At 70.4% G+C, this 14045-nt stretch carries 14 protein-coding genes; 9 read left to right on the top strand and 5 right to left on the bottom strand.

What is annotated here, in order from left to right:
* Window positions 1-23: 23 nt before the first annotated feature.
* Together QCZ28_RS14265 and QCZ28_RS14260 are read left to right on the top strand one after the other, a co-directional pair.
* Window positions 24-329, top strand: a complete 306-nt coding sequence (locus tag QCZ28_RS14265) for an antibiotic biosynthesis monooxygenase (RefSeq protein ID WP_279517105.1) — start codon at window positions 24-26, stop codon at window positions 327-329.
* Window positions 330-380: 51 nt separating this feature from the next.
* Entirely contained in the window at window positions 381-1349 is a 969-nt protein-coding gene (locus tag QCZ28_RS14260; RefSeq protein ID WP_279517104.1) for an alpha/beta hydrolase, read from the top strand.
* Window positions 1350-1381: 32 nt separating this feature from the next.
* Here QCZ28_RS14260 and QCZ28_RS14255 read toward each other — a convergent pair whose 3' ends face one another.
* Complete coding sequence (locus QCZ28_RS14255; protein ID WP_279517103.1) at window positions 1382-4672, bottom strand: AAA family ATPase; 3291 nt, start codon at window positions 4670-4672, stop codon at window positions 1382-1384.
* A 170-nt stretch (window positions 4673-4842) separates the two neighbouring features.
* On the opposite strand from QCZ28_RS14255, the gene QCZ28_RS14250 reads away from it, so the two are divergent.
* Window positions 4843-5295, top strand: coding sequence for a helix-turn-helix domain-containing protein (locus QCZ28_RS14250; protein ID WP_279517102.1), 453 nt, complete (start codon window positions 4843-4845; stop codon window positions 5293-5295).
* Window positions 5288-5656, top strand: coding sequence for a DUF4180 domain-containing protein (locus QCZ28_RS14245; RefSeq protein ID WP_279517101.1), 369 nt, complete (start codon window positions 5288-5290; stop codon window positions 5654-5656). Before QCZ28_RS14250 ends, QCZ28_RS14245 begins: the two co-directional genes overlap by 8 nt.
* Window positions 5657-5661: 5 nt before the next feature.
* Here QCZ28_RS14245 and QCZ28_RS14240 read toward each other — a convergent pair whose 3' ends face one another.
* Window positions 5662-6297, bottom strand: coding sequence for a hypothetical protein (locus QCZ28_RS14240; RefSeq protein WP_279517100.1), 636 nt, complete (start codon window positions 6295-6297; stop codon window positions 5662-5664).
* 206 nt (window positions 6298-6503) lie between these two features.
* On the opposite strand from QCZ28_RS14240, the gene QCZ28_RS14235 reads away from it, so the two are divergent.
* Both QCZ28_RS14235 and QCZ28_RS14230 read left to right on the top strand, forming a co-directional pair.
* On the top strand, window positions 6504-6725 hold the full coding sequence (locus QCZ28_RS14235) for a hypothetical protein (RefSeq protein WP_030331398.1): 222 nt from the start codon (window positions 6504-6506) through the stop codon (window positions 6723-6725).
* A gap of 190 nt (window positions 6726-6915) precedes the next feature.
* A complete protein-coding gene (locus tag QCZ28_RS14230) occupies window positions 6916-7809 on the top strand; it encodes a cellulose binding domain-containing protein (RefSeq protein ID WP_279517099.1) in 894 nt (297 codons plus the stop codon).
* Window positions 7810-7971: 162 nt separating this feature from the next.
* Here QCZ28_RS14230 and QCZ28_RS14225 read toward each other — a convergent pair whose 3' ends face one another.
* The 3 genes from QCZ28_RS14225 to QCZ28_RS14215 all read right to left on the bottom strand — a co-directional run bounded on the left by QCZ28_RS14225 (window position 7972) and on the right by QCZ28_RS14215 (window position 10702).
* Entirely contained in the window at window positions 7972-8832 is an 861-nt protein-coding gene (locus tag QCZ28_RS14225; RefSeq protein WP_279517098.1) for an HNH endonuclease, read from the bottom strand.
* A 48-nt stretch (window positions 8833-8880) separates the two neighbouring features.
* Complete coding sequence (locus tag QCZ28_RS14220; protein WP_279517097.1) at window positions 8881-9378, bottom strand: hypothetical protein; 498 nt, start codon at window positions 9376-9378, stop codon at window positions 8881-8883.
* A gap of 187 nt (window positions 9379-9565) precedes the next feature.
* Window positions 9566-10702 carry an FAD-binding oxidoreductase gene (locus QCZ28_RS14215; protein ID WP_279517096.1) on the bottom strand — a complete coding sequence of 379 codons (1137 nt, stop codon included), beginning with the start codon at window positions 10700-10702 and terminating at the stop codon, window positions 9566-9568.
* Window positions 10703-10921: 219 nt separating this feature from the next.
* Here QCZ28_RS14215 and QCZ28_RS14210 point away from each other — a divergent pair, with 219 nt between their 5' ends.
* The 3 genes from QCZ28_RS14210 (at window position 10922) to QCZ28_RS14200 (ending at window position 13936) form a co-directional block, all read left to right on the top strand.
* On the top strand, window positions 10922-11440 hold the full coding sequence (locus QCZ28_RS14210) for a flavoprotein (RefSeq protein ID WP_279517095.1): 519 nt from the start codon (window positions 10922-10924) through the stop codon (window positions 11438-11440).
* Between the two features lie 121 nt (window positions 11441-11561).
* Window positions 11562-13022, top strand: coding sequence for a helix-turn-helix transcriptional regulator (locus QCZ28_RS14205; protein ID WP_279517094.1), 1461 nt, complete (start codon window positions 11562-11564; stop codon window positions 13020-13022).
* A gap of 23 nt (window positions 13023-13045) precedes the next feature.
* Window positions 13046-13936, top strand: coding sequence for an aminoglycoside phosphotransferase family protein (locus tag QCZ28_RS14200; RefSeq protein WP_279517093.1), 891 nt, complete (start codon window positions 13046-13048; stop codon window positions 13934-13936).
* Window positions 13937-14045: the final 109 nt, after the last annotated feature.

Raw genomic sequence — 14045 nt, 5'->3', positions numbered from 1 at the left:
CTAGACGATTAGGAGTCACTTCGATGACTGTCCACCACGGGTTCCAGGCCACCATGACCTCTCAGCCGGGAAAGGCGGACGAGCTGATCGAACTGTTGCTCGACGCGCCGTCCCTGCCCCACCCCGACTGCCTCGTCTTCCTCGTGGCCCGCTCGGCCACCGACCGTGACGTCGTCCACGTGATCGAGGGCTGGACCAACGCCGAGGCGCACAGCGCGTTCTTCGCCGGGGAACAGGCGCAGGCCCTGGTCGCGAAGCTTCAGCCACTGCTGGCCGGCGACTCGACGTACACCGACGCCGTGCCGGTCGGGGGCAAGGCGACCTTCTGAGCCGGAGACAACACCCCGTCACCCCGACCCGCACCAGCGAAAGGATCCACGATGAACCTCCCCCGCCCCGGCATCGACCCCGAGTTGCTCGTACCCCTGACTGAGCTGCCGCCCATGCCGCCCCTCGGCCCCGAGGTGATCGAACAGCTTCGCCACGTCCCCCAACCGTCGATCGATATCCACCTGGAAGGCCGCGCGGTCTCCCGGCGCGAGGTCACAGTTTCCGCCGGTGACGGAACGCCGATCCCGCTGTCCATCCTCAGCCCCACCGATCGTGCCGCTGGCGCGCCCTGCGTCTACTGGATCCACGGCGGCGGGATGATGTGGGGCGACCGCTTCTCGAACATCGACATTCCGCTGGAATGGCTCGACCGGCTCGGTGCCGTCGTGGTCTCGGTGGATTACCGGCTCGCCCCGGAAGCAACCGGCACGACCCTGGTCGACGACTGCTACCGCGGTCTGCTCTGGGTGGCCGAGAACGCCGCGGATCTCGGCATCGACCCGGCCCGCATCGTCGTGGCCGGCGCCAGCGCCGGAGGTGGCCTAGCCGCAGGGGTCACACTGATGGCTCGCGACCGCAACACCCCGACCATTGCCGCCCAACTGCTGTCGTGCCCCATGCTCGACCACCGCAACGACACGACCTCCAGTCACCAGTACAGCGGGCTGGACGGCGTGTGGACCCGGGAGATGAACGAGTTCGGGTGGCGCAGCGTCCTCGGCGAGCACCCCGACCAGAACGTCTCCGCGTACGTCTCACCCGCACTGGCGGACGACCTGTCCGGTCTGCCGACCACGTACATCGACGCCGGGACCGCCGAGGTGTTCCGCGACGAGGACGTCGCCTACGCCACCCGGATCTGGGCCGCCGGCGGCCAGGCCGAACTGCACCTGTGGGCTGGCGGCTTCCACGGATTCTCGGCGCTGTTCCCACATGTTCGCGTCTCCGACGCGGCACGGCGCACCCAGGCCGACTGGCTTGCCCGGGTCCTGGAACCCGGCCCCGATCTCAAGGACTGAGCGCAGCCCACGGCCCCTCGCCGGCCGTCGGTTCAGAGCCGCCAGGGCAGCGGCTCGACGGGCCGGTAGCGGCAGGTGGTGCCGGTGGAGACGGCGTCGCGGAGGTGGCTCGCCAGTGCCGGGTGCCGGTCGTCGAGCTTGCGTAGCGTGTCGCGGATCCGCGCGGTCACCGTCTTGCGGGCCCGTTCGGCCTCGTCGCCCAGGCGGCGGCTCCGGCCGGCGAGGCCCGCTGCGGCACGCAGCTCGTCGAGCAGTGCACCCCGCTCGGCGTCCAGTTTGGACACCTTGAGGTCGTCATCGCGGGCGGCGGCCCGGTCGATCTCCTCGTCGAGGCGGGCCAGGTGCCGCCGGTAGCGGGCCTTCGCCTCGTCGTCGAGGACCGGGTCGGCTCCCAGCCGGCGGGCGGCCACCAGCTCCGGCCCGGCCGCCGGGTCGAGCAGCTCGACCGCCGGCACGTCGCTGCCCGGGTGGCTCAGCAGCAGGTGCAGGTCGTGCAATCCCTTGGCGTCGGGCAGGTGCACGACCACACCGGCGTACGCGAGTTGCCAGACCGGCCCGTCGCGCCGAAACTCGTACCCCGCGATGGCCGGCGCGACCGGCACGGCCTGGACAGGCGCGGCAGCCTGGCCCGGCGCGGCAGCCTGGCCCGGCGCGGCGGCCTCGCCCGGCGCGGCAGCCTGGTCCGGGCGGTCGGTGTCGGGGGTCGTCGGGGCGGCGAGACGATGGAGCACCTGCGTCATGCCGAGAGCGGTCGCCTCCTGGATGGTGGCGGCCCGCAGCGCGGTCACCGTCGCGGTGTCGTCCGGGTGGCCTCGGCCGGTGAGGGCGTGCACGAGGCCGGTGCGGGCGAGCAGCGACCAGGGCCGGGAGCCCAACCGGTCGGCGGAGTGGTGGGCGGCGGTGAAGCCGGCGACGGCGTCGTCCCAGCGGCCCTGGGCGGCGTCGACAAGCGCCAGCCAGTAGTCGACCGGGCCGCTGATGTCGCAGCCGAACAGCCCCACCATCCACTCTCCACGATGCGGGGCGAGTGCGGCCCGCGCGACGTCGCAGCGCTGCGGGTCGGCGGACGCGGCGGCGGCCTGCGCGCGCAGCCGGAGCCAGAGCGGCGACACCGGACGCGGGTACCGGACGGCGGCGGCCTCGATGCCGGCGGTCAGCCGCACCGCCGTCTCGTCGTCGCCCCGCTCCGCCGCGGTGATCGCTTGCAGCAGCTCCCGATAGGGGTAGTCGGCCGGGGCCAGCCCGTCCAGCAGAGTGTCGGCCTCGGCGAACCGACCCTCAAGCAGCAGCCGGGACCAGCGCAGGTGATGGCCCATGAAGCCGAACTCGGCATGGCTCGGGTCCGCGATGTCGGTGATGTCGGCGAACCGCTCGTCGGCCTCGGTGAAGTCACCCCGGAAAGCCGCGATGATGGCGCTGTCGACGGAGGCCGCTATCCGGTACCGGGTGGGGTCGCCGTGCCGGTCCGCGTTGACGAAGGTGGTGAACTCCCCGATGAAGCCGGGATCACCCAGCTCCAGCAGCGCCACCCAACGCAGCGCGGTGGCCCACAGCTCGGTCTCCCGGTCTGGCGTCCGGCGGGCCACGTCCCGGATCTCGGCGGTGAGCGCGGCGCGGGCCGCCGCGGTGCCCAACCCCCAGGTGGTGTCGTGGCGGGCCCAGAGACTGAAGGTGAGCGCCTCGTCGTCCTGCCCTCGACGGGCGATCGTCTCGGTCGCGGTGATCAGGTCGGCGACCAGCGTGCCGACCGACGCGTCGGCGGCCGGTTCGCCGATCAGCCGCCGGTACGCCTCGCGCACCAGCTCCGCCGCCTCGGCGGAGAAGGCGACCTCGACCTGGCGGGCGCGGTTCACGATGAGGGCGACGCGGGCCAGCAGCACCGGGTCGTCGAGGGTACGAGCCAGCACCCCGGCCTCGGTGAGCAGCGCGATGGCCTCTTCCCGACCGGCGTGGTGGTATTGCGTCTCACCGAACTCGACCAGGATGCGCACTCGTTGTTCCCGGTCGTCGACGACCTCCAGCGCTCGACGGAAGTGCACGGCCGCCTCGTCGCCGGCCAGCCGGACGAACGCGTCCCGCCCGGCGGCGACCAGCAGGGTGGCCACCCGGGCGGGGTCGAGCGCGGGGCCGGCGAGGTAGGCGTGGCGGGCGAGGTCGGCCGGGATCAGCCGTTCGGTGAGCTCCGGCAGGTCGTCGACCGCCCGGACGAGCGCGGCGTGTCGGGCCCGCCGGTCGTCGTCGGTCAGCCCGTCGTAGAGGGTTTCGCGGACCAGGTCGTGGGCGAACGCGAAGCGGCCACCGCCCCGGGAGACCACCAGTCGGGCGGTCACCGCCCGGTCGAGCAGCCGGTCGACCTGCGCGGCGGGGGAGGCCACGCAGGCCGCGAGGACCTGGCGGTGGAACTCACGACCCAGCACAGCGGCGACGGTCAGCGCTTCCACCACGGCGGCGGGCAGCTGGGCCAGGCGGCGGCGCACCGCCTCCCGTACGCCGGGTGCGATCGCGCCGACCGCGTCGTCGGCGTGCCACAGCCGCGCGGTCTGCTCGACGAAGAACGGGTTGCCGCCGGTACGCCGGTGCACCTCGTCGACCAGGCCGGCCTCGGGCTCGCGGCCGGCGGTCCGGGTCATCAGCGCGGCCACCTCGTCGCGGGTGAAACCGGTGAGGGTGATCGTGGTGGCCTTCGCGACGAGCGGCATCAGCAGCGGGCGCAGCGGATGCTCACCCGACTCGACCTCGGCGTCGCGGTAGGTGCCGATCAGCAGGAGCCGCTCGAACCAGGTGTGCTGGGCGGCGAAGCTCAGCAACCGCAGTGAGGCCGGGTCGGCCCAGTGCAGGTCGTCGAGGACGACGACCACCGGCCGGTGCTGGGAGACGGCGACCAGGGCGGCGGTCACCGCGTCGTACAGCGCGAACGCCTCCTGGTCGACGCTGTCGGTGTCGACGCCGGCCCAGCTGGCGAGCCGCTCGGCCTGCTGCTTGCTGGCGTCGGTCTCACCGAGCAGTGCCGCGAGGGCCGGCTCGGCGTCCGGTCGCGCCACCGCCCAGTCGTCGGCGGATCGACGCAGGCCGCGCAGCACCTGCACCCACGGCCAGTAGCCGGGGGCGCTGTCGGAATCCCAGCACGCGGCGCCGAGCACCAGCGCGCCGCGGTGCCGGGCCTCCCGGGCTGCCGACGTGACGAGGGTCGTCTTGCCGATGCCCGGCTCGCCGGTCACCAGGACGAGACCGCCGTGACTGGTGGTGGCGCGGTCCAACTCGGCGCGCAACAGGCCCGCAGGATGATCCCGCCCGATGATGGCGTCGCCGCGCCGCGCGTCCATGGTTTCCAGACGGTACGGCAACCGTCCGACACCGCGAGCGAGTTAGCCGGCCGATCCCCTCTCCTGGTACGGGGAAGCGCACGCGTCGGCCGGGCGCTGTCGAGCTGATGTCGCTAATGAATCGACCCCACCTGTCGCTAAACTTCCCTATCAACATAGGATAGGGAACGATGACGGAAGAAATGTACTCAGTTGAGCAGGTTGCCGACCGGCTGGGGCTGCACGTGCGGACGGTGCGCAGCTATATCCGTTCGGGCCGGCTGCGCGCGGTGCGGATCGGCAAGCAGTACCGGATCGCCGCCAGTGATCTCGACGCGCTCACCGGTCGGGCCCCGGCGGCGTCCCACCTCGCCAGGCAGGCGGAGGTGTCGAGCATCGTGCAGATCGACGGTGCCGACAGAGCCGCCGCCGACCGGCTCGGCACGCTCGTGCTCACCAGCGCCAACACCGCCCACGACCAGGCCAATCCGCTGCGGGTGCAGACCGTCTACGACGCGCAACGCCACCGCATGAAGATCATCATCCTGGGTGACCCGGCCGCCACCGCCGAGTTGCTGCACCTGCTCGACGCTGTACTCAACGCCGACAACGGCCTGCTCGACCGGGAGGTCCACGATGCCTGACGAGATCCAGGAACGCGCCGGAGTGCCGGTGCTGGTCTGCGACCCCGATGGCCCACCACTGGCCACCGAGCAGGACGCGCTGGACCTGATCGGGGCGGCGTTCCTCGGCGCCCAGGTGGTCGCCGTGCCGGCCAACCGACTCGACGATCGCTTCTTCTCGCTGGGCACCCGCTTCGCCGGCGACGTGATGCAGAAGTTCGTCAACTATCGGCTGCGGCTGGCAGTCGTCGGCGACATCTCGGCGCAGCTCGCGGAGAGTTCCGCGTTGCGCGCGCTGGTGCACGAGTCGAACCAGGGTGGGCAGATTTGGTTCGTCCCCGACCTCGACGCGTTGGACACCCGCCTACGCGCCGGCAGATAGCCACGTCACCTGTCGATCGCGAGCACCATCTCCACCGTGTCCGGCTCCACTCCCCGGACCCGAGCCTGCTCGGTCGCCCAGCGCAGATAGGCCAGCCACTCCTCGGACGACCAACCGTTACGACGGCCGACGCCCGCCTCGGCCGGGAGCTGGCCGGCCACGACACGGTCGAGGATCAGGGGCTGCACCCCGCCCACCCCGCGGCGGTAGCCGACGAAGTAGAGCACCTTCGTGAACAGGCCCGGCCCCAACCAGGGCAGACGAGCGTGGTCGGGGTCACTGAAGCGGCGGTACGCCGTACACAACGCGTCCTCGTCGGGCGCTGGTGTGGACACCTCCTCCAGCGCGTACGCCAGGCGTTTGCCGCCCGGATCGGCGTCGAGCGACCTGGCGGCGCGCCACGGGCCGCACCCGATGGGTCCGTAAGCCCAGACCAGCACGGCGGTCAGTAGTTGCCGTGGGCTCGCGGACCCCGCCCGGTACGCGTCGGCCACCAGGAAGACGTCGCGCCGCCAGAGCTCCCCACTAGCTGGGAGGGTGTCGGGCCACACCGCCGGGGGCAGCCCCGCCCGCCATCTGTCCATGTTGACCCGGACCGGAGCCCGCTCCCCCGGTAACACCACACCACCGGTCGCCTGCATGGTCGCCTCCCCCAGATCGCGCGCTCGCGGAACTCCGTGGTTCGGACGCTATGGTCGGGCGCTCCCACACACCGCCCGCCGACGGCAAATCGCGGTATCGACTGCATGGACGCCTGCCTTTTGGGCAGCCAGCATCTGACGGGATCGAGAACGTCGCATGGTTTGGCCTAAGGACTAGCCGCACAGTGACCGGGTACGCGCGATCCATGGGTAGCCACAAGCAGAACAAACACGACAGCGGCGGCGAGTCGGCACGAGGCCGGCGGCATTCGGGCAGCGGCGCTCCGGGCCGTCAGGGCTCGCCCGTGGAGCACTCGCCCGACCAACGGCACCGCCGTACCGCGACCGGCCCGGCCGGCACCGAACGCGACCTGGGCCGGGCCAAGGTCTCGGGCGACGGGCGGATCCAGCGCCAAGGCGGCTCCTGAGCCGAGCATTCAGCCGGTGCAGCGGCTCGCACGTTCGCGGAGCTGCGGCACCGGCTGAGCGGTCTCTACAGAGTGGCGCGTGCATCATCTCCAAGCCGACCCCGTCGCGTAATGGACTGGGCCCGTCGTCGGCGTGCGCTGAACTGATGGACGATGGATAGCCATCGATGTCCATGCATACCATTCGGTTATGTCTGCTCGCCGCGTCACCGCCACCATCGCCCTAGCCACGCTGGCGAGCCTGCTCGCCGTCAACGCCGCCCGGGCCGACGGCCCGGCGATCAGCACCCCCGGCGCACCCACGGTGGTGGCCAACGAACCACATGAGCTCACGCTCAGCTGGGCGTCCTCCGCCTGGGTCGAGCCGGGCAACGAGCAGCCGATCAACTACGAGGTGCAGGTGCCGTTGGGGCCGAACACGTACCGCTTCCTCGGCTCCACCACCGACACCACGATCACGCTGACCGACCTCGCGCCCGGCACGACGTACCGGATCGGAATTGCCGCCCGCGCACTCGGCGGCTACTCCGACACCTCGCCCACCACCACCGTGCGCACCGCGGCGGGCCGCGCGACGGTCAGCTACCTCAATCTGGACTGGTCCCCGACGAACAACCAGATCCAGCACCTGCTGAAGGTGACCAACACCGGCACCGGGCCACTCGACCTGAGCACCGTGCAGGTGCGCTACCACCTGCGCTTCGAGGGCGGCAACACCTCGCTGGTGCCGAACTGCGACTGGGCCGCGCTGGGCTGCGACCGCATCCGGCAGACCGTGCAGTTCTTCATCCCGCCAGGCGGGCCGCCCGGAGGGCCGCCCGGCGCGATGACGACGCCAGCGCCGCCGTACCCGGCCCCGGGAACGCCGGTCCCCGGCTGGGTGGAGCTGACCTTCACCGACGGCACGCTCGCGCCGGGCCAGTCGACCGGGCCGATCCAGCTACGGCACCACCGGCACAGCTGGAGCGACATCGACGAACGCGACGACCCGAGCTGGCTCGCCGCCACCGGCCAGTGGACCTCGAACGACCGGATCACGCTCGATGTGGACGGGGTACGCGAGTTCGGCGACACCTACTCCTGACCGCGCGCCTGGTGGTCGCGCCGCGTGCGAGCGTCCGGCCCGACTTGTCCTAACGGGCGTGATGCCTGTGAGTCATATTGATGCCTCACAGGCATCACGCTCTACCGCGAACTACCCCCGACCATCCCGCAGCCTGGCTCTGGCTCCTGGCGTTCTCCGACGTCAAAGAATGCATGCCACGTCGCGTCGGTGCCGAAGCAGCGCTTCCGGGTCTGGCAGGTCTTCGATCCTCCTCGGTAGGCGGATCCGCTGGCCGTGGTAGCCGGAGTAGTGCTCGGTGCCTCCCACGACGTGCAAGACGTACGACTCGTCAATCCAGATCAACCCTCGATCCAGCAGGTTGTGCAGGTCAGCGCGGAGCAGGAGGCCGTTGTTGACCTGGTTGGTCGCCGGCCCGTCGTACGGGTCGATGTGTGCAGCCTGGAGCGCGGCCTCGGTATCACAGCCGGTGATCGCGCAGCGGTTGCCGTACGCCTCCATGAGCCGGCGGCGAAAGTCCGCCTGCCCCTGCCGCGCGGTGACCTCGACCAGCCTCCTACGCCGCCCCTCGGCCGCGGCCTCCGGCTCAATCGACCTCCTGCCGTCCGGGGAGTTCACCAGGTCGTCAACGTTCAACACCTGCGCGGAGACCTCTGGCAACCTCGCTTCCTTTGGCACATGCCTGTTGAATCGAGGCCCAAGGGTCGCGACCAGCGCCTCCTTCACGCCCCGCGCATCGTCGGTCCGCAGCCAGCGGAGGTCGCAGTGAGCCAACCAATTGGCGATGTCAGCAGCCGCAGCCGGAGCACCGCGCTGGTCGAGCAGCCGGCCGACCTGGTCATGCAGGACCGATGAGCCCCGATTGCCGGTCAGGTGCTGGCGGAGACGTCGACGTAGATCCCCGGTCGAACCGACGTAAACGACCTCGCCGTTCTCGATAACCACGTGCACACCGGGCGTTTGGGGAGCGTCACCGGCGGCGTCTCGCGTGTAGGGCCGCGCGGGGCTGAAGCCGGACAGCGGATCGCTGAGGGTGTCGGGCACGCCCAGACGCTACTGACCTGAAACCTTTTTCGCGGTCCCGCGAAGCCGTCACCGTGCTCGTGCGACTGGCAGGTCCTCGACGTGGCCCCATTTGAGTTCGGTGCCACCGAGCAGAGCCGCCTCGCCCCACGAGACCCGGAGCAAACCTTCGTCGGAGTTGCAGGCGAACCCGACGAGCAGCACCCTCGGCTCGTCGGTCATCTGCTCTACTGCCTCCCGAAGAGCCGAGCGGTCGCGGGCCTCCTCCGGCGTGAGCGGCATCAGCGGCAGTGTGACCTCCTCATGGCTCGGCTCAGGCCCAAAGAGGATCAACAGGTCTCGGATCAGCCGGTTGAGGTCCCGCCCGGGGCGGGCGTCGCGCATGTCCAGGTCGCTCCGCGTCGCGTACCGCCAGGGCAGCAGAAGATGCCCCCGACAGATGGTGACCCGCACCTGGGCGCCAGGCGGGTGGACGCCCACCACATCGGGGAGGTCGTGCAGATACTCGTGCAGCACCTCGTACTGCTGCTTCCACCGGACCGGGCCGAACGCATGATCGGTGTCCAACTCCGACGCATCACGGGCGTCCTGGGCAAGCTCGACCGCGCGGCGCAGCGCCGCAGGGATCGCAGTGCGCAGAGCGCTTGCCAGAGGTAGCCCAAACTTCTCGACCGACCACCGAGACGGACCGTCAGCATCCTCCACGCCGCTTACCCCCCGCACTGAGGCGAACACGCTCAGGCGTTCAAGCCTCTCATGGTGATCGATCAATGAGAAGGCGAAGCCGTAGTTGGGGGAACCCTTTGGGCAGGTGGATGCGGGAGGCAGGGACGCCGAGGGCCGGCAGCCGTGGCCGCGCACTGGCCACCATCGCGGGTGGGCCGCAGAGGTAGATGTCCTGATCCGGCTGGTGGTGTTCGAGGGCGATGGTCAAGGCGTCGCCCCGCTCAGCCGGCTCCGCGCAGGGGTCCTCGGAGAGGGCCGGCACGATGGTCAGCCAGTCGTGGGCGCATTGCAGTTTGTCGAGGGCGATCGAGTCGTACAGATCGGTGAAGGTGCGCGCGCCGACGATCAGCGTCACCCGCCGGCCGTCCGGTGCGGCGGCGACCTGCTCGACCAGGGCGCGTAGCGGCGCCAGGCCGGTGCCGCCGGCGACGAGGAGCAGATCGTTGCTGCTGGTGGGGTCGAGGCTCAGGCCGGTGTCGAGGGGTGGGCCGAGCCAGAGCAGTTCGCCGGGGCGTACCTGATGGACCAGGCGGTGGGAGACGGTGCCGGCGGGTACGGCGCGGACGTGCAGCTCGACGGTGCCGTCCGCGCGTGGGGCGTTGGCCGGGGAAAGCCAGCGCCAGTGGCCGGGTAGGCGCGGCGTGCAGACCGGCACTGCCTGACCTGGCTGGAAGGGCAGTCGCCGCCAGGGACGTACCGTCAGGATGGCGATGTCGGGCGACGGCCGGTCGCGGTCGATCACCTGGACGTGCCACCAGGCCGGGCCGCCGCCGGCCTGCGTGGCGGCGCGGCGGATGGCGCGCGTGGCGCTGCTCAGGGCGCGCTCGGCGGTGACGGCGAGCTGCGGCGTCCACAGTGGGCGCGCGTGGCGGGCGACGGTGGCGAGCAGCGCGTCGCCGATGGTGGTGGCGTGTGGGAGCAGGTCGAAATGGCGGTACGCGCGGCCGAGCACCCGTAGCAGCGCCGCTCGGTTCGGCGGTTCGCCGCCACCGACCAGGAGGCGGCCCAGCGCGGTGAAGAACAGCGGCGCGTCGCGGTGTGGGAGCAGCCCGGGGCGCCGGTCTTCGAGGGTGCACCAGAAGTCGCCGGCAGCTAGCGCGTCGACCGACTCCCAGGCGGCGGCCAAGCCAACCTGAGCCGGGTGGTCGTCGTTCACGGTGGGCATGCCGGCTCCAAGTCGTTGACTCGTGGGCTGGCACCGGGGCGGGCGGGAGGAGCTGTGCCGTTGAGGGCCGGCGCAGTTCCGGGACCGGGCACCCGCCCCGGGCCATGCGTCGACTGTCGCGGCTGACCAGGCACAACGGCATGCCACAGTGATCATCGACGGCATGCGCGATCCGCATGCGGTCGACGTCGCGACTGTCGAATCGGGCAGACTGCGGGCATGACGGAACGCCCGGTGCTGTATCTGGTCGTCTGCGCCGCAGGTCCGGCCGAACACATCGACGAGCTGGTCGACCTTCTGATCGTCGACGGGTGGCAGGTGTGCATGATCGTTAGCCCCACCGCCGCGCCGTGGCTCGACCGTCAGGCCTTGGAGGATAAAACCGGCTATCTGGTACGCGTGGAGTGGCGGATGCCCGGCGACCCGGAGCCGCACCCGCCGGCCGATGTGGTGCTGGCCGCGCCCGTCACGTTCAACACGGTGACGAAATGGGCGCTGGGCATCAACGACACGCTGGCGCTCGGCGTCCTCAACGAATCGCTGGGCGCGGGGTTGCCGATCATCGCCTTTCCGCACACCAAGGCGGAACTGGCGGCCCATCCGGCGTACGCGGGTCACCTGGCGGTGCTGCGCGCTGCCGGCGTGGTCGTCGCTGACGGAAAGCCGTTGAACCCGGTGAACGGCCCGGAACGGTGGGGCGTTGTCATCGAGGCGTTGCGGGAGGCGCGCCCGTCCTAAATGCCTGCGGTCCGTCCGCCTCCCCCGCGGTCCTTTGACGATATGCGTCGTGCGTATACCAGCGCACCACGCAGCGTGTTCAATGGATAGGCTCGATGAGGCGAGACGGACGGAGCCGCCGGTGACCCACGCGAACTGCCCTCGGTGCGGCGGACGGCTGGCCCGGGACAACGACAGCGGACGGTGTACGCCGTGCCAGGCCGCCGAGCGGGATCGGTTGAGCGCACCGCCGGTGGTGCCGGCGAGCTTCTGGGAGCACGAGCCGGTGCGACATGCCCTCGCCGAGCGGCATCTCGGGCGGGTGATCCGCGCATACCGCTGCCATCCGTACCACGGTCGGGCCGCGTTGCCGCAGACCGTGGTGGCCGAGTGGTTGGGGATCACGCAGGCACAGTTGAGCCGGGTGGAGAACGGACCGCCGCTCGTGCACCTGGACCGACTGGCGCACTGGGCGCGGCTTCTCGGGATACCCGCTCCCTGCCTCTGGTTCGCACTTCCAGGACAGTCACAGCGATCGGCCGAGAGAGCCGAGATTGCCCGCGCCGCAACCGATCCACAGGCCGCTGGGCCCGACGAGGGTCGACGCGCCCTGCTAGCCGGAATCGCCGCTGTCGCTGCGGGTGCGGGTCTCCTGGGCGGCAGCGAACGGGCCCAGTCTCGGCGAATCGGCACGGCGGATATCGCTCGGCTGAACGCCGTCTTGGAGCTGTACCGGTCAGTGGACCGGGAATCCGGTGGTGGTCTGCTGTATCGGGAGGTAGCCCGGTTCGCGGAATCGGTATACCGGATGCTGGATTGGTCGCACCCCGCCGGGCTCACACCGCCCCTCATCACGGCGGTGGCGACAGCTCGACAGCTGGCCGGCTGGACTGCGCTCGACGCGGGAAGGCACGACGACGCGCAACGACACTTCGTCGCCGGGGAACGTGCCGCGTTGACTGCCGACAGCGGACCACTCGTCGCGATGATTCGGTACGCGCAGGTCAAGCAGCTTCAACACCTTCGGCACAACCGGGATGCCCTCGCGACGTTACAACTCACGCATGCGCAGCTCGGGTCGCAGGCAACGCCAGCGGTAAGAGCCCTGCTCTGGGGCGCCGAGGCGGCCTCGATCGCGGCACTCGGTGACCACGAGACTGCCGTGAGAACCCTCGGAAAGGCGAGCGACCAGTTCGAGCGCATCAACAAGGAGCGTGAGCCGGCCTGGATGGGCTTCTACGACCGCGGCGAGTTGTTCGCCCAGTATGGGCGCGTGTACCGGGACATGGCACGGCGAGACCGTAGGCACGCGTCCGAAGCGGTGCGCTGGGGCAGGGATTCCATCGCTGCTTTTGGTGCGGGGAACGTTCGCAGCACCGTGCTCAACGAGGCCGGGCTGTGCAGCGCGCTTTTCTTGGCCGATGAGCCCGAGCAGGCGCTCGTCATTGGGGCCCGTGTGCTGAAGCAGGCGCAGACGATGAGCTCTAGGCGGGTGATCGATCGGATTGTCAATCTGCGGCGTGATCTCGCTCGGCATCGAGGGCTTCCCGAGGTAGCCGAATTCGACCGGGTCATCGCCGCTCGGCCTGCGGGCGCCGCGTGAGCGGGCGGTTCTCCGAGGAGACGATGACGGCGGCCATGCGGGACATCGCCGCCACCCTCAACGTCTCGTTCCACGATGCCCGGTTGCTGCGGTTGACCAACAACGCCGTCTTCGCCCTGCCCGACGCCGGGCTCGTCATCCGAATCGCGCGAACCTACCAGCTGCGGGACAGGGTGGCGAAGGTGGTGCAGCTCGCGCGCTGGTTCGCTGAGCGCGACGCGCCGACGATTCGCCTGGCGCGCGATGTCGAGCAGCCGATCGAACGCGGGGGCCTAGTCGCCTCGGTGTGGCAATTCGTCCCACCGCATCCACATCCTCCAACCGGGGAAGACCTCGGCGCGGCGTTGCGGACATTTCATGCTCTCGGTGTGCCCTCCATCCCGCTGCCACTTTGGGATCCCATCGGCGACGCACGGCGGCGGCTGGCCGACGCGGACCAACTCAGCAAGCCCGACCGGGACTTCCTAGCCGACTGGTGTGACCGCCTTGAACCAGAAGTCGCGAACCTCGTCGATAGCGGAACGCGGACCCTGATCCACGGAGATGCCCACGCCGGTAACCTCCTCCGGGAGCCGGCGGGCCGCACGGTCCTATGCGACTTCGACGCCACCTGCGTCGGCCCGTGGCAGGTCGACCTAGCAGCGGTCGCGGTAGGTGAGGCGAGGTTCGGAGGAACAGGAAGCCACGGTTCCTTGGCCACCGCTTATGGCTTCGACGTCACCACCGACCCGTCCTGGCCATTACTGCGAGATGCGCGGGAGTTGAAGATGATCGCAGCTGCCGTACCGCTTCTCACTACCGGGCCGAGCGTCGCAGGCGAGTTCGCAAACCGGCTCCGTTCGGTACGACTGAGCGATCCGACAGCCCGCTGGACGCCCTTCGCCGATCTTGCTCTGCCAACCAGCCGCCGTTGACCCAATCGACCACGTCCTTATGGGCATGACCGCTGGCATGGGGTCCGAGGCCTTTGGACTTCTGTCGGTGACCCGACACGGGGATCTCGATGCGCAGTCACGGCAGCGT

Origin of the sequence: Micromonospora sp. DH14 (assembly GCF_029809455.1) — a bacterium.
GTDB classification, from domain to species: Bacteria; Actinomycetota; Actinomycetes; order Mycobacteriales; family Micromonosporaceae; genus Micromonospora; species Micromonospora parva.
This window is presented reverse-complemented; position numbering and strand designations above follow the sequence as displayed.